We start from the raw sequence: 14,826 nt of genomic DNA on the forward strand, positions 1-14,826 counted from the left end.
TTAGCAGGCATTCACTTTTTCTGAATATCATTATGTTATATTATACCAATATGCGTTTTAAATGCACAACAGCTTACGAACTTTAAGTATTGCTGGCATGGCATCTGGTTTTACAGTTTTGTTCGGCGCTCCATTGGGTGGTACTTTTTTTGCTTTAGAAATCCTGCATCATCAGAATGTTGTGGAGTATTTTGAAGCAATATTGCCTGCAGTCGTGGCAAGTTGTGCAAGTTACACCATCTTTGTAGCAATTACCCAGCTAGGAATTGGTCCTACCTGGCATTTTCCTCAATACAATGTGGACAGCCTTTATGACTTTGGCGCAGCGATTGCTTATGGAATCGTAGGTGCGATCGTGGGCTGGCTTTTTATCGCTATATTTCGCAGTGTAGGTCGCTTGTTTGATTCGATACCCAGCCCAATCTATGTGCGTACTACTTTAGCTGGGCTAGGACTTGGTGTTTTATCAGCTTTTTTTCCGCTCACTCGTTTCTTTGGTGAACATCAACTTGAAAAAATTGTTGAGGGCAACTTTTCTTTGGGAGTTATTTTAACTTTAGTTATTGCTAAAGTATTTGCTATTAGTACGACCATAAATGGAGGCTGGCGGGGGGGGATTATCATCCCACTGTTTTTTATAGGAGCCTGTTTAGGAAAGGCAATTGCTATCATTAATCCCGCATCCAACGAGACTTTGGCAATGATTTGTGTAATGGCGGCTCTGAATTCAACAGTTACTCGAACTCCAATTAGTACAACTCTGCTACTCGCCAAGTTGACAGGATTCAGCACTTTTACACCCATTCTCTTCGCGAGTCTGGTGGGTTTTTTCTTGGCTCCCCGATCTCCCTTCATTACCTCACAGCGTAAAATTGATTAACAAACGGCTAGAAATCCTCTAATAGCTCCGTATAGCGGTAAAAAATACGTGCAATTTGCGAGTGTCCAGTCTAAAGGCTTCTGCCATTACAAATGCACCAATGGCATAAAACAACATCTAGCCGTTGATAATACCCAGCTTGCCGTTTTTTATCCATTCCACAAAAGCCAGGGTGTCCGATGACTGTGGCTTGATTGAAATGTTGAGTCACAACCTCGATTATTTTCACACTCGGGCCCGTCAATATTCCGAAGATTACCATTCTGCAAGGGTAAGGGGTATCACCCGCATAAAATCATCGCAATTTGGTCAAGAACTTTGAGTCCACTCTCACCCATCCTAGTGCCAAACTTAATTTGTATTTCATCAGGCTGATGCTCAAACGGTTGGCGAATGATATAGATCCCAAATGGGTTCTATAAGAGTCCCAGCGTGAATAACTGTGAAGTTTTGTCGCTTTTTCGCGAAGTGCTTCCAGGCACTGCGGTAGACTAACCTTTAATTCTCTGTGCAGGCTATAGCGGTGGCACCTCGCCGTCAAATCTGTTCACTCGCAGAGGCAGCAAATTTTTAGTGACTCGTTGGGAGCCTTTATTCAATGTCTCATTCAGTCAAAATTTACGATACTTGCATTGGCTGCACTCAGTGCGTCCGCGCTTGTCCGACTGACGTTTTGGAGATGGTGCCCTGGGATGGCTGCAAAGCAGCTCAGATTGCCTCATCTCCCCGCACCGAAGACTGTGTAGGCTGCAAGCGGTGCGAAACTGCTTGCCCCACCGATTTTCTGAGCATCCGGGTTTACCTGGGAGCAGAAACCACTCGCAGTATGGGTCTAGCCTACTAAATATCGATCGACACGCCGATCAAATTACGGGCACAAAAGAGGGGGCGATTAAATTGCCCCCTCTTTTTTGTCGCGGAATCTGCATTCGGGGCCCGAAGAAGGTAAAAATGATAAAACTTGAGTTTTATTGCGATCGCTAAGCAGGAGTAGTACGTTAAATGTGCGGAATCGTTGGCTATATCGGCACGCAAGCAGCAAGCGAGATTTTGCTAGCAGGATTGGAGAAACTAGAATACCGGGGCTACGATTCAGCGGGCCTCGCTACCATCTCCGAAGGAGAAATTACCTGCATCCGAGCAAAGGGCAAATTGCACAACCTCCGGGAAAAGCTAGCAGAGATAGACTCTCCGGCTCCCATCGGCATCGGACACACCCGCTGGGCAACTCACGGCAAGCCTGAAGAATATAACGCTCACCCTCACCTAGATAATAGCGGGCGAATTGCGGTAGTTCAAAATGGAATTGTCGAAAATTATCGCGAGTTGCGGAAAGAATTGAAAGCAAAGGGACATAAATTTGTGTCGGATACCGATACAGAAGTTATTCCTCATTTAATAGCTGAATTTTTGAAAGAAGCAAGAAGGGAGAAGGAAGAAGAAAAAGATAAAAAAACCGAGAAAATTGCTGATTTATCGTTTTTGGAAACTGTTTTAAAGGCGGTAAATAAATTAGAAGGAGCTTTTGCGATAGCCGTTATCTGTGCAGATTTTCCAGAGGAAATAATTGTCGCCAGACAGCAAGCTCCTTTGGTGATTGGGTTTGGTGCTGGTGAATTTTTCTGCGCTTCCGACACGCCGGCCTTAGTATCTCATACCCGCACTGTTTTGTCCTTGGAAAATGGCGAATTGGCAAGGCTAACTCCGATGGGAGTGGAAGTTTACAGCTTTGCAGGGGAAAGGCTGAAAAAAAGCCCACGCATCCTTGGTTGGAACCCGGTTTTAGTCGAAAAGCAAGGCTTCAAACACTTCATGCACAAGGAGATTTACGAGCAGCCCGCCGTAGTCAGAGCGTGTTTGGAGGCTTACTTAGACAGCGATTGGCAGCCAGGAAATCCGCGCTCTCCTATCAATCTCAACTTGCCCAAGGAACTTTGCGCTGATGTCGAGCAAATTTCAATTCTCGCCTGCGGAACGAGCTGGCACGCCTCGCTAATTGGCAAATATTTGTTGGAACAATTAGCTAATATTCCCACTGCCGTGCAGTACGCTTCGGAGTACCGCTACGCACCGCCACCGCTGACAGCAAATACTTTAACTATTGGGGTAACTCAGTCGGGAGAAACGGCGGACACGCTGGCTGCTTTGGGGATGGAACAGCAGCGCCGCGCGGGTTTTACTGATAAATTCCGGGCGAGAATGTTAGGCATTACTAACCGAACTGAAAGTTCGATCGCCCACATGATGCCACAGGTAATCAACACCCACGCTGGTATAGAAATCGGCGTTGCTGCCACTAAAACTTTTGTCACTCAGTTGATGGCCTTCTATTTCTTAGCTTTGGATTTGGCGCACCAGCGGCAAACAATCAGCACGGAGAGATTGGCAGAAGTTATTACGGGTTTGCGCCAGTTACCCGCAGAAATTGAGAAGTTTTTGGAGATTCAAGAACAGTATGTGGAGGAATTGTCCCACCAGTTTACAGACACCCAAGATTTTATATTTTTGGGAAGGGGAATTAACTTTCCGATTGCTTTGGAAGGGGCGCTGAAACTGAAGGAAATTAGCTACATTCACGCCGAAGGATATCCGGCGGGAGAGATGAAACACGGCCCGATCGCCCTTTTGGATGCGAAAGTGCCTGTAGTGGCGATCGCCATGCCCGGAAGCGTCTACGAAAAAGTGCTTTCCAACGCTCAAGAAGCGAAGGCGCGCGACGCCCGTTTAATTGGCGTTACGCCGAAGCAAGGTGTGGCGGAAGCAGATATTTTTGACCACATTTTGCCGGTGCCTTTGGTGGATGAATTGTTGTCGCCGATTGTGACAGTGATTCCGCTGCAATTGTTGGCTTATCACATTGCAGCCCGTCGGGGTTTGGATGTGGATCAGCCACGAAATTTGGCGAAGTCGGTGACGGTAGAATAAAAGAATTTAGTTGACTGTTGACTGTTGACTGTTGACTGTTGACTGTTGACTGTTGACTGTTGGCAGTTGACTGTTGACTGTTGGCAGTTGACTGTTGACTGTTGACTGTTGACTGTTGACTGTTAACAGTTGTTATAGCGGTTTGATCGCGTGGTGAGGTATGCCCGATGCCCGATGCCCGATGCCCGATGCCCTATTCCCTATTCCCTCTGGCTGACTCCGCAAATTGCGGCTAACAGCAACCAGCTTGTAGTATTGAGTCGAAAATCAAACAGCGTCACATCTACAGTGTTAAAAAGCGTACAAGCGGCGAAGGCTAATAAATAACTGAAAAAAATTAGGCGATCGGTTGCTCTTAAATCTTGACAAGCCACCTGATTTGTTCTACTGATTATAGATTTTTGATTGATATCTAAAGCATTTTCCGCTTTTTCCAGTGTGGCTATTTGCTCGTGTTTGATATCCGCAGGAAAAAGCGGCCAATTCGCCAGCAGCAAAACAGCCCTAGCCAAAACCCAACCAACTAAACCAAACAACAAAAGCGTTGCGGGTATTCCCGTTTCCGCAGTCAACATTAGTATCAAACTGTGAGGATGACCGAGCCATTCTTGCATCTGAGCTTGATAGAGAGACGTAAAATTTCGCAATCCCCAACCAGTCCAAGGACGCTGCTGAGTCATCGACCAAGCAAATTCCCACTGAGTTGTTCTCAAAGTAGCTGTCGGTCGATTTGGGAACATCTCGTCGGTGAGTCTAGCCCAAAAGAAAGCCGGAACAATTCTTCGTAAAAATTGCCGCAGTGGTTCCGGGCCAAAGGCAGACAAAATAACTGTGCTAGCCACACTAAAAACGGCAGCTAATAATTTTTTATAACCCGCATAAAATGCAAAAGCCAAAACTGCAAAAACTGCCAGCCCCCAAGCATTGCGAGAATTAGTAAAAATCAAAGCAACAGCATTTCCGATCACTGCCAAACTTAAAAATAGGAATTGGGAATTGGGAATTGGGAATTGGGAATTGGTAGGTGGTGACGACTGACAACTGCCAACTGACAACTGACAACTGACTTCTTCTATCCACAGTCCCATTGCTAAAATGAAAGCAATTGTCAGATAGCAAGCTAAAATATTAGCGTACATAAATACAGAAGCCATGCGACCGGGGGGATTGCCTTGGGGTTCGAGTACCCAGCCAAAAACAGGCTGCAATTGATCGATGCCACTCCAACCTAAAAATTGCTGTCCCAGGCCTAAAATTATCACTGGAATTGAACTAATTACAATCATCCAAGACAATTGCCGCAATTGAGGCAGAGTTTTAATTAAACTGCTGAAAGTGGCAAACAATATAAAGAACGGCAAGAAATTGTACAACCCTACAAAAGCCTCGCTGCGGTTGTTGGCAAAAACCGCTGTGATGACTAGCAGCGCGCTCAGAATTGCGAATCCTCGATTCAACGGGCGCCGACTAATTTGACTGAACTTTTGCTTGCAAGTGCCGGCCAATCCCAGGAATAAACCTAAAGCTCCCAAAATCGGAATTAAGGGAAAAATCAGCATCCCCACTTGGGCGAAATTCCAAGGGATTTGCAGGCGGGGATCTGGATGTTTCTGGAGGCGAGACTTGAGATTTTTGGCTGTCAGTTGGGCAGCTAATTTCAACCGATTTTTGATATTCACCCACACTCCCAATCTCAAATCTAAAATCTACAATCTACCATCGTTAAGCTAGTTCCCAAACGCATTCCGATCGCGTTAATCGAATTTGAGCTAGGGCAAAAATGGTCGGGATAATGCGACCGTAGTTCGTGGAAATCGATCGCCAACCCAAATCCGCTAAAAACCAAGTCCACATCACCGGGCCAACCAACGAAAATACGCTCCGCGTCGCACCGTAACGAGCAGCACTCACCGCCATACCACGCCGCGCTGTCTGAATTGCGACATAATTTTGAAACTGGGTTGCTGCAGTTGCAGTGCCTGCAAGCACTCCTTGTTTTGCCATTTGATAGGTGGCAAAATGCAGCGCAAATTGATTGGCCATTAGTTTGAGCAACATTGGTTTTAAGATGGAACTAACAGCTAAAGCGCTGCCGCCTTTGAACAGTAAACCCAGCGGGTCTTTTTCAGCAGAAATTGGCAGGGGTTCTGAGAGTTTAGAATCAACGATCGCTCGCTGTACGCGCAGTGTCAGCGCTTGCTGTTCGTCTGCAGGTAAACGCTTCCACGCGCGACCCATTAAGTGCAGAAATACTTCTGCCTCTAAGTCGGTGGTTGACAACTGTCTGGGATAAGGGATTTTGAGATAGCGACAAACTTGAATTAGTGCTTGTCTGTAAGTTACTTGTTGGCTTCGCCCTCGGAGTACCGTCAACCCGTCCGCTGCAAGATAGCGAAACCGCTGTTCTACGGCGTCGAGCCATGCTTGGCGATCGCGACTTTGTACATCTATCGGTGCGGGGGTTTGCACATAATCTAAAGGGTTAAACTTGCGGCTGAACAGAAGTTCTGTTAGTTGCTGCAATTCTTCTTCTGTTGTCAATTCGAGTGCTGCTCTGAGTTCGTCCAAAATTTTGCCCTCCCGTATTCGATTTTAGATTTTAGATTGCTGCTGATTGACAATCAGTGGGATTTAGTATTTACCTACAGTAGCTTTTTTATTTGGTCTTAATCATGGATTCGTGCTGTCCCTTATTCTACTACCTGGCGCAGGACGATCGGCAGGATTTGCACAGAAGATCCGACTGCTAGAAGCTATAACCTCAGCAGCTACATTGATCGGCGGACGCGCATCTCAATTGTAAAGTCAAGTTGGGTGTCCCACCGATCCTAAAAATACAATTTAGATGCCCAACAGCCAACCCGGAACCCCTCGGTACGTCTGCAACCCCGCAGCTTGAGGAGTCAAACCGTCGCCCTGAACCCCCACTATAGCAATCCTAAATGATTTTTTATATCTAGAGCAATCCTAAATGATTTTCTCTGTGCAAGTGTATTGACGTATTTTGGGGAAATCAAATTTATGTTCGTTAGTAAAAACTCAAATAAAAATTTGACAATATTAAAAGACCTACATAAATACCAATACTTTCTTAAAAAGTTTTTAACTTGTAACCAAATATCTTCAACGGGATTCTGTTGGGGAGCATTGGGAGCAAATAAAATACAATTAATTGACCAGCTTTCAGGTTCTTTGTCACCATTTATTCTAATAAAAAGTCTCTAAATTCTCCATATTTATGATAACTAGCTCCATCCCAAATCAAGACAATCTTGCGATTTTTATATTTATTTTGTAAGTATTTTATGAATGTAACTGTTGATTTTCTATCACCAGATGGATGGCTCTGAATATGGAATTCTTTGCTTTGATAATTGATGGCGCCAAAATAAGTTTGTCTATTTTTTTTCATTGGTGATTAGGACTTCAATTCTGATTTTTGATTGACCCCAAACATAACCAGTTAAATCACCATGAAGTAGATGGCATTCATCTAAAAACAATACTATTATTTCCCCCGATTCTATACCAGCCTTGTTCTTAAATAAAATATCGTTAATTTCTTCCGTCTTTTTTTTACCAGTTCTTTATCAAATTTAGGCTTGGTTTTTTGAGTTTTTTTTCCAACTAATTTTCGCTTGGTCAAAAAGTTCATAGTAACTCTGTTTGGATTTATATGTCACACCAAATTCTTGAGCTAAATAAGTAACCAGCTCATCTAAATTCCAATATTCTTTATTCTTTAACCACTCTATTACTTCAGTATTTTGTCGAGCTGTTAAATACCCTTTTGACCCTTTATGTCCTAGTTTGATTCCGGCGATGCCTTTGGTTTTAAATTGTTTTTTCCAATAACCAACAAAAAAATTACTTACACCTAAAATTTTGCTGATTTCATGGTAGATATTACCTGAGAGCGCCATCCTTACAGCTATTGCTCGTTTTAGTTCTCTGGCATCGATATCGCTTTTAATAAAAGATTCTAATTGGGCTATTTCTTTTTCTCTATCTTTTTGTTGCAGTTGTAAGTTATTCATTTTTTATGGTCACAATCAAGTATTGCATATAATTGTATCATAGTCTTGACAATGATTTAGGATTGCTATATTTTATTCGCTACAAACAAAAGAAAAATAATTTAGTGGAGTTCTGTTCAAAAATGTCAGTTAATCCTATAATGAGTTTGGGTTTTTTAGAACAAGGTAAATGATGTCTTCTTCTGTCGCACCGTCTTTTTTGCAGGGATATTGGCAAGATACTTTCAATCTCAAGCAGCATCTACAGGATTTTTTAAACTTAGATTTAAAAACAATTGAACAAGAGCTGGCACTCGGTCAACAATCCCTAAAAGAAATAGGACATCGGGATTTTGATTGGGAAAAAGCTAGCGAGTTTTATCGCGATGGAGTCGGACAAGCTTACCTATTTGACCTCGGAGCTTGGCATATGTCCAATCAGGATTACATAGGAGGCACTTTAACATTAATATCAGATATGGCTGCCGGTCGAGTTTTAGATTTTGGCGGCGGTATTGGCACTCATGCTATTGCAGCAGCTCTTTGTCCTCAAGTAGAACAAGTAGTCTATTGTGATCTTAACCCCATAAATCGCAATTTTGTTCAAAGCCGAGCTGCTAAGTTAGGATTGAGTGAGAAGATTTCGTGTAGTCTAGAAGTATCTCCTACAGAGGCTTTTGATACGATTATTTGTTTAGATGTGATGGAACATTTACTCAATCCCAGTCAGCAATTGATGGATTTTCATAAAATGCTGTCTCCGTCAGGGAAGATTATCCTTAACTGGTATTTCTTTAAAGGTTTTAATCAAGAATTTCCTTTTCATTTAGAAGATAAGCAAGAGATGAACACATTTTTTACTAAACTTCAGTCTAATTTTATGGAGGTTTTTCACCCTCATTTAATTACCGCTCGTTGCTATCGCAAATTAACTGCAAGTTAAGAAATCAGCTTAAGGCTTATTTCCTAGAAAAAGTCCGGTAAGTAATGTATCTGAAAGTCCAATTATGTTCGATGTTGTGGTGATTGGTGCGGGTATGGCGGGGCTCAGTTGCGCTCAACGGTTGCGTCAAGCTGGTTATTCTGTTGCTGTTGTTGAGAAATCTCGCGGCGCGGGGGGACGTGTTGCTACCCGCCGCGTACAGGGTACTAGGGCCGATCACGGGGCGCGGTATCTGGAACCGCAGGGGGATGCGGTGCAGGGGTTAATTGAGGCTTTGGTCGATCGCCACATCCTCAAACTCTGGACTGATACTGTCTGGGAATTGAGACAGGGGAAACTTTCTGCCATTGCTAGTTCTTGTTATGTCGCACCTGCAGGTATGAATGCAATCGGTAAGTATCTGGCGGAGGATTTAGAGATTTGGTTTGGCCACCGCGTACAAGCTATTTCTACTACAGATAACCAAAGGTGGCATCTTTCCCTAGAAGTTACTAATGACAATTTACCGACGCCTCAAGAATTGATTGCTAAGGCTGTTGTAGTAGCAATTCCCGCTCCTCAAGCTTTAATGTTTTTGAATTCGGAAATTGGTTTGACATCAGATTTTCTTGACAAATTGCGTTCTGTGGAGTACGAGCCTTGCATTACCGTTATGGCTGGCTATCCTGCGGCCAAACAGCAAGATTGGAGTAATCTAAATCCGCAGTGGAAATCGGTTTCTTTTCCCGATAATTCTGATTTAGCTTGGGTTGGTTTGGACAGCAGCAAACGGCTCGATCCACTACACCCAATATTTGTGGTTCACAGCAGCGCAATTTTTGCAGAACGCTATTTAGAAGCTGCTGATTTGGAAACTGTTGGTCAAGAATTGCTTTCGAGAGCTTCTGAATATTTAATCCCTTGGCTCAAAGAGCCAGAATGGTTACAGGTTCACCGCTGGCGCTATGCTTTTTGTCGAAATCCTTTGCCTGTTTCTTGTTTGCCTGCTGGGGGGAATTTGCCGCTGGTTTGTGCGGGGGATTTGTGCGGGGAAGGTCAAATAGAGGGTGCTTTGCGATCGGGTTTGGCGGCGGCTAATTGGGTGAATTCTCAGTTGCAAAATTTGCCATTAGATTCCAGCCTAAATTGGTAATATGGCTACAGTTAAGGTATCGATTTTGCCTCTAACGCTATGGCCATCCCGTCTGGGTTTAGCCCCGAAGATTACCTTGCCCTCGAACGTGATCATACCGTCCGGCATGAATATCGGCGCGGTTTGGTGTACGCGATGGCGGGAGTAGCGATGACCACAGCCGTCTCTGTATTAATTTTATAACTGCGATTAACCTTCACCTGCGCGATATAGTTATGAAAAATCCATCTAACTGCTTACAAAAAAATGGAAAAATGGTGTAATCTCCCACTTTTTCAAATTTTTATTTTTGTGCTGTTGTCTGCTGTTTAGACTCTTGTTCTTGCATCTGCAATAACTCGGGAACTGTTACGAAACTGTACCCTTCCTTTCTCAATCGAGCAATAATATCCGGCAAAGCTTTGACAGTTCTTGCTCGATTGCCGCCGCCGTCGTGCATCAGCACAATGCCACCGGAATTTGCCTGCCTCATCACGTTGTCCATCAAAGACTCCGTAAGAGTGCGCCAATCAAAAGAATCAGCAGACCAAATCACAACTGCATAATTTTTCTTTTGAGCGTAAGCTGTCAATCCATTGTTTAAAATGCCTCCGGGCGGCCGGAACATCGATGTTTGGATGCCGGTCAAGTCCTCAATTAAGGATGAAGTGCGATCGATCTCGCGAGCAGCACCGTTTTCGTTATACTGAAGGTATTCATGGCTCCAACTGTGATTGCCGATCGCATGACCGGCTGCTGCGACCTGTTGGCCAATTTCGGGAGAATTTTTCAGGTATTTTCCTACCCAGAAGAATGTAGCCTTAATATTATTTTCCTTGAGAATATCTAGGATTTGTGTAGTTGTTTTCGGCCAGGGGCCGTCGTCAAATGTCAGGGCGATCGCCTTGTGCTGGGAGTCGAGTTTCGCGTGACGAATGGTTGTACCTTGAAACTGGGACGGTACGGCTGATTGGAATCGGATTGCTTGCACTTGGGCTAGAGCACTTTGGGAAAATTCAACTCGATTGGCGATCGCCTCGGAGAACTTATTAATATTGGACATCGGCTGTTGTTCTGGCGACTGGGATACGGCCAAGACTTGCGCCTGAATCGGTTGCAATGGCTGATTGGCCCGCAAGTTAACGGGCCATGTCACACCCAGCAAAAAACTTCCTGTTGCTGCCATAAAAGCAAGGATTAAAGTTTTTCGCCGCCTCCACAGCAGTTTCAATTTTGTCACGTCATTCTCTCCTTCACACCTTGTACAGTTAATTTGAGATTTTATGTTGATATCAAGTTAATCCACTTAAGAGGATAATCTTAAATTGGACAGTCCGTAAAAATGCTACTGGAAATAACCGATCGCGGGGAAGTCCGTCCGGATAAAAAAATTTAAGATTTGTACGCCAGAAATGCCTTAACCCATGAAAACGCGGGATGGTTGAACTTTTTCCCCCCCAGCCACGGGGACGGCGCTCTCGGATTAATGGCACGATATTCTTAGGGACTCAGCCCGCATCGGCCCGCGTCCCTACCTGACACTGCAAGTTGGTTTAACCGGAGATGTTGCACTATTGTCAATAAGCTTTTTAGGAACAGGCATCTTGCCTGTTCCACAAGAAAATGCACTCTTTGTGGAACAGGCCGAAAAGCCTGTTCTTTCTTGAGAATAGTGCAAGATGTGAGTTTAACCTGAGATGTTGCACGATTGTCAATAAGCTTTTTAGGAACAGGCAAGATGCCTGTTCCACAAGAAAATCTACTCTTTGTGGAACAGGCATCTTGCCTGTTTTTGAGAATGGTGCAAGATGTGAGGTTAACCGCATTTGATATGAGGGCGATCGCGCGCGCGCAGCGTCGTAAAATTAACTTTTAGGGCCGATTCTCTCTTTGTACAAGCTGACAATTCGATCGATAACTTCAGCAACAGTCAGATTGTCTGTTTGAATTTCCACAGCATCGGCCGCTTTACGCAAAGGTGCAACCTCGCGGGTGCTGTCCTTTTCGTCCCGCAGGGCAATGTCTTGTTCCAATTGGGCCAAGCTAATATTAGCCCGATCGCTATCTTTAAGTTCTAACAGCCGCCTGCGCGATCGCTCTTGTACCGAAGCCGTCAAAAAAATCTTCAGTTCCGCGTCGGGAAACACGTTAGTGCCGATATCGCGGCCTTCTGCTATAATTCCGCCTTTTGTACCGCAGCGTCGCTGTTCCTCCACCAGAAACTGTCGCACGGCGGGAATTGCCGCCATTTCCGAGACGCGGGATGTCACTTCCAAACTGCGAATTGCCTCCGTTACGTCTTCGCCGTTAATCTTCAACATCTTTGATGCGGGATCGAGGTTGTATTCCAAATAACTGGAACTGATTAATTCGGCGATCGCGCATTCGTCGCAAATCGGCGTGTCTGTTTTCAATGCCAGCCAAGTCAGCGCCCGATACATCGCGCCGGTATCCAGATAAAACAAGTTCAAAGCAGTTGCGGCAAGGCGAGTTACGGTAGATTTGCCTGCTCCCGCCGGGCCGTCGATCGCCACAATGGGCCGACGATTCCTGAGAATTATATTGTCAATCAAACGAGTAGAGCCAACTCTGGCGGCCACGGCTAAAAGTCCCGCTGTTTCTACAACCGGCAAGGGCGTCAAAGTGTCGGGATCGACGAGTTCGGCGTACTCGATCTTTACTGCGGGTTCTCCTGCGACTGCTGCGTGGGCGGCAGCGAGTGCGGCTGCTGCTGTGCGGTCGCCTGAATAAAAAGTTTCCGAGGCTTGTTGCAGCGCGCGGTAGAGTACGGAGGCTTGCTGTTTTTGCTCTGCTGTTAAATACTGATTGCGAGAACTCATTGCCAGTCCCGACTCTTCGCGGACGATCGGACAAGCGACAATCTCTACAGGCAAGTTAAAATCAAAGACCAGCTTCCGAATAATTGCTAGCTGCTGGGCGTCTTTTTGACCGAAATAAGCTTTTGTCGGCTGCACCAAACTCAAAAGTTTAGTCACAATTGCCGCGACGCCCTGAAAATGACCAGGCCTTGCTTTGCCGCACAAAACCGATGTCATCGCCGATGGTGGCACTACTTGAGTTAAGGATGAAAGGTCAATCTCTATCTGTTTTTGGGCGGTTTGCTCTGTTTCTGCGCGTGAAGCGAAGCTATCCCGTAGGGAATCGACCGCTTGGTTGCCGAACATTTCAGTTGCTGAGGGAGCAAATATGGCATCAACTCCAACTTGTTCGCACAACAGCCGGTCTTGCTCGATATTCCGAGGATAATCTTGAAAATCTTCTGTCGGCCCAAATTGCAGCGGGTTGACAAAAATGCTGACCAGGGCGATCGCATTTTCTTGCCTTGCCCGCTGGATCAAGCTCAGATGCCCTGCGTGCAAAGCTCCCATCGTCGGCACCAAACCGACTGTCAAATGAGGTGCAGCAGACTTTTGTAAATTTAAGTAGCAGCGAAGTGCTGCAATGGTAGTAAACAGGTGCACCGGTAGAATCTCCTGAAGGCATTCGGCAGAAGGCAGAATTTGTTTGTCGGAATTTGTTCGACTTGACATCTTGCATCATCCTCAAGAACAGGCAAGATGCCTGTTCCACAAAGAATAGTGCAAGATGTCAGTTTTATCTCATATCTTGCACCATTCTCAATAACAGGCAAGATGCCTGTTCCACAAAGAATGAGTTTTCTTGTGGAACAGGCATCCTGCCTGTTCCTAAACAAGTAATTGAGAATGGTGCAAGATGTCAGTTTTATTCTACTTTCTGCTTTCTACACTTCGGATAACTTTTGTATTCTGTCTGAGAGTAGCCTTCAGCGTCCACCAGTTGTTTACTGCGGCGGTTCTATCACTTCGATTTCCACTCTGGCAACGCCACTGCTGATCATTCCTAGCACGTTGGCGGCGCCGGCGGACAAGTCAATGAGCCGATCGCCCACATAGGGGCCGCGGTCATTAATGCGGACGACTACGGTGCGGCCGTTGTCGAGATTTCTCACCATGACTCTCGTTCCAAAAGGCAAATTTGGGTGGGCTGCGGTCAAATCATTTTGGTTGAAACGCTCGCCGCTGGCGCTGAGGTTGCCGTTAAATCCTGGGCCGTACCAGGAAGCCCAGCCGCTGAGGCGCACTTGAACTGGGCCCATAGACAGCACGGGAGGTTCTGGTTGGGGTTTGCCTGCGACTTCTTCCAGGGGTGGGGCGTTGCCCAGAAGCCGGCGGAGGCGATTGGTTACTTGCAGGGCGTCTCGGCTAAAGTCGCTGGTGGTGTCGGGGAGGATGGTTTCGGCGTTGATGTTTACCAAGTCCTCACCGTTTGCCTGGATAATGTAGCGATCGCCTTTTTCCCACTTAACGGTAATGCTTTTGGGATCGATGTTGTTGCGGGCTAGCTGATTGAGTCTTGCTGCTAAGCTTGATGCCCGCCAAACTGGATCGGGTTCTTGATTGCTAGAGTTGCTGGCAATGTTTCCAACTTTGGGATTTTCTCTGGAGCCCGCTACTTTTGACGGACTGCTAGCACCGGCTTGGCTGTTGCCAGTTCCTTCCAAAGGCGTGTTTGTTTCCGGATTCGCGTTCAGAAAGGTGATGACTGGAATGTTTCGCACGTAGACTGTCGCTGCTTGTCGCCCGCCTAAGTTATGGGGCTGAATTTTGGCGATCGAGTCTCGGGCAATTTCAGCTCTTGCTTGATACTGATACTGTCCGACTTTTTGCGCTTCGACCCGAGTAGCGTTTAACTGCTGGGACGGTTGGGTGGCAATTACTTGCTCGGAAACCTGAGAGTTTTGGTTGTCGGCACCTGTTGCTTGTGCGTGACAAGAGGATGCCGTTCCTACCATAGGAACTAACAGGACAGCGAGTAGACCACCAACAAATTTTTCCTTCATACGTCCATTTTTGTGAATAGCCATTGCCAACCGAGATTGGAGGATTGGCCATTTGGCGGCGGGCGTCAA

Annotated in this window: 14 protein-coding genes; 7 read left to right on the forward strand and 7 right to left on the reverse strand. The window is 45.6% G+C overall.

Annotation, left to right across the window (positions count from 1 at the left end; genetic code table 11):
- The first annotated feature begins 61 nt into the window (after positions 1 to 61).
- The 3 genes from QUB37_RS25575 (at position 62) to glmS (ending at position 3,805) form a co-directional block, all read left to right on the forward strand.
- A complete protein-coding gene (locus QUB37_RS25575) occupies positions 62 to 880 on the forward strand; it encodes a chloride channel protein (protein ID WP_333167497.1) in 819 nt (272 codons plus the stop codon).
- Between the two features lie 598 nt (positions 881 to 1,478).
- Positions 1,479 to 1,724: a photosystem I iron-sulfur center protein PsaC gene (gene psaC, locus QUB37_RS25580; RefSeq protein ID WP_015175986.1), complete on the forward strand. Its 246-nt coding sequence runs from the start codon at positions 1,479 to 1,481 to the stop codon at positions 1,722 to 1,724.
- 158 nt (positions 1,725 to 1,882) lie between these two features.
- Positions 1,883 to 3,805: a glutamine--fructose-6-phosphate transaminase (isomerizing) gene (gene glmS / locus QUB37_RS25585; protein ID WP_333167499.1), complete on the forward strand. Its 1,923-nt coding sequence runs from the start codon at positions 1,883 to 1,885 to the stop codon at positions 3,803 to 3,805.
- A gap of 200 nt (positions 3,806 to 4,005) precedes the next feature.
- Here glmS and QUB37_RS25590 read toward each other — a convergent pair whose 3' ends face one another.
- The 4 genes from QUB37_RS25590 to QUB37_RS25605 all read right to left on the reverse strand — a co-directional run bounded on the left by QUB37_RS25590 (position 4,006) and on the right by QUB37_RS25605 (position 7,842).
- Positions 4,006 to 5,484 (reverse strand): O-antigen ligase family protein, encoded by a 1,479-nt coding sequence (locus QUB37_RS25590; RefSeq protein WP_333167501.1) that lies wholly within the window; start codon positions 5,482 to 5,484, stop codon positions 4,006 to 4,008.
- A gap of 43 nt (positions 5,485 to 5,527) precedes the next feature.
- Positions 5,528 to 6,373: a YaaW family protein gene (locus QUB37_RS25595; RefSeq protein WP_333167503.1), complete on the reverse strand. Its 846-nt coding sequence runs from the start codon at positions 6,371 to 6,373 to the stop codon at positions 5,528 to 5,530.
- Between the two features lie 634 nt (positions 6,374 to 7,007).
- On the reverse strand, positions 7,008 to 7,217 hold the full coding sequence (locus QUB37_RS25600; protein ID WP_333167505.1) for a transposase: 210 nt from the start codon (positions 7,215 to 7,217) through the stop codon (positions 7,008 to 7,010).
- 184 nt (positions 7,218 to 7,401) lie between these two features.
- The gene (locus tag QUB37_RS25605) at positions 7,402 to 7,842 is read right to left on the reverse strand and encodes a winged helix-turn-helix domain-containing protein (RefSeq protein WP_333167506.1); all 441 of its coding nucleotides are present in this window, start codon (positions 7,840 to 7,842) and stop codon (positions 7,402 to 7,404) included.
- A gap of 169 nt (positions 7,843 to 8,011) precedes the next feature.
- Here QUB37_RS25605 and QUB37_RS25610 point away from each other — a divergent pair, with 169 nt between their 5' ends.
- The 3 genes from QUB37_RS25610 to QUB37_RS25620 all read left to right on the forward strand — a co-directional run bounded on the left by QUB37_RS25610 (position 8,012) and on the right by QUB37_RS25620 (position 10,079).
- Positions 8,012 to 8,764: a methyltransferase domain-containing protein gene (locus QUB37_RS25610; protein WP_333167508.1), complete on the forward strand. Its 753-nt coding sequence runs from the start codon at positions 8,012 to 8,014 to the stop codon at positions 8,762 to 8,764.
- Positions 8,765 to 8,828: 64 nt separating this feature from the next.
- A complete protein-coding gene (locus QUB37_RS25615; protein WP_333167510.1) occupies positions 8,829 to 9,896 on the forward strand; it encodes an FAD-dependent oxidoreductase in 1,068 nt (355 codons plus the stop codon).
- A 39-nt stretch (positions 9,897 to 9,935) separates the two neighbouring features.
- Positions 9,936 to 10,079, forward strand: coding sequence for a hypothetical protein (locus QUB37_RS25620; RefSeq protein ID WP_333167512.1), 144 nt, complete (start codon positions 9,936 to 9,938; stop codon positions 10,077 to 10,079).
- A 100-nt stretch (positions 10,080 to 10,179) separates the two neighbouring features.
- Here QUB37_RS25620 and QUB37_RS25625 read toward each other — a convergent pair whose 3' ends face one another.
- Positions 10,180 to 11,115: a polysaccharide deacetylase family protein gene (locus QUB37_RS25625; protein WP_333167514.1), complete on the reverse strand. Its 936-nt coding sequence runs from the start codon at positions 11,113 to 11,115 to the stop codon at positions 10,180 to 10,182.
- 498 nt (positions 11,116 to 11,613) lie between these two features.
- Between QUB37_RS25625 and QUB37_RS25630 the strand changes: the two genes are divergently transcribed.
- Positions 11,614 to 11,751, forward strand: coding sequence for a hypothetical protein (locus QUB37_RS25630; RefSeq protein ID WP_333167516.1), 138 nt, complete (start codon positions 11,614 to 11,616; stop codon positions 11,749 to 11,751).
- Here QUB37_RS25630 and QUB37_RS25635 read toward each other — a convergent pair.
- A complete protein-coding gene (locus QUB37_RS25635; RefSeq protein ID WP_333167551.1) occupies positions 11,741 to 13,357 on the reverse strand; it encodes a bifunctional pantoate--beta-alanine ligase/(d)CMP kinase in 1,617 nt (538 codons plus the stop codon). The two genes, QUB37_RS25630 and QUB37_RS25635, sit on opposite strands and share 11 nt — an antisense overlap.
- Positions 13,358 to 13,698: 341 nt before the next feature.
- Complete coding sequence (locus QUB37_RS25640) at positions 13,699 to 14,757, reverse strand: septal ring lytic transglycosylase RlpA family protein (protein WP_333167518.1); 1,059 nt, start codon at positions 14,755 to 14,757, stop codon at positions 13,699 to 13,701.
- Between the last annotated feature and the right edge of the window lie 69 nt (positions 14,758 to 14,826).

The organism is Microcoleus sp. AT3-A2 (assembly GCF_036705685.1).
Classification (GTDB): Bacteria; Cyanobacteriota; Cyanobacteriia; order Cyanobacteriales; family Microcoleaceae; genus Microcoleus.

Bases quoted from the DNA above. Each gene is read 5' to 3' on its own strand.
- QUB37_RS25575 (WP_333167497.1), top strand. From the start codon at position 62: ATGCACAACAGCTTACGAACTTTAAGTATTGCTGGCATGGCATCTGGT.
- psaC (WP_015175986.1), top strand. From the start codon at position 1,479: ATGTCTCATTCAGTCAAAATTTACGATACTTGCATTGGCTGCACTCAG.
- glmS (WP_333167499.1), top strand. From the start codon at position 1,883: ATGTGCGGAATCGTTGGCTATATCGGCACGCAAGCAGCAAGCGAGATT.
- QUB37_RS25600 (WP_333167505.1), bottom strand. From the start codon at position 7,217: ATGAAAAAAAATAGACAAACTTATTTTGGCGCCATCAATTATCAAAGC.
- QUB37_RS25605 (WP_333167506.1), bottom strand. From the start codon at position 7,842: ATGAATAACTTACAACTGCAACAAAAAGATAGAGAAAAAGAAATAGCC.
- QUB37_RS25610 (WP_333167508.1), top strand. From the start codon at position 8,012: ATGATGTCTTCTTCTGTCGCACCGTCTTTTTTGCAGGGATATTGGCAA.
- QUB37_RS25615 (WP_333167510.1), top strand. From the start codon at position 8,829: ATGTTCGATGTTGTGGTGATTGGTGCGGGTATGGCGGGGCTCAGTTGC.
- QUB37_RS25620 (WP_333167512.1), top strand. From the start codon at position 9,936: ATGGCCATCCCGTCTGGGTTTAGCCCCGAAGATTACCTTGCCCTCGAA.
- QUB37_RS25630 (WP_333167516.1), top strand. From the start codon at position 11,614: ATGCCTGTTCCACAAGAAAATCTACTCTTTGTGGAACAGGCATCTTGC.
- QUB37_RS25640 (WP_333167518.1), bottom strand. From the start codon at position 14,757: ATGAAGGAAAAATTTGTTGGTGGTCTACTCGCTGTCCTGTTAGTTCCT.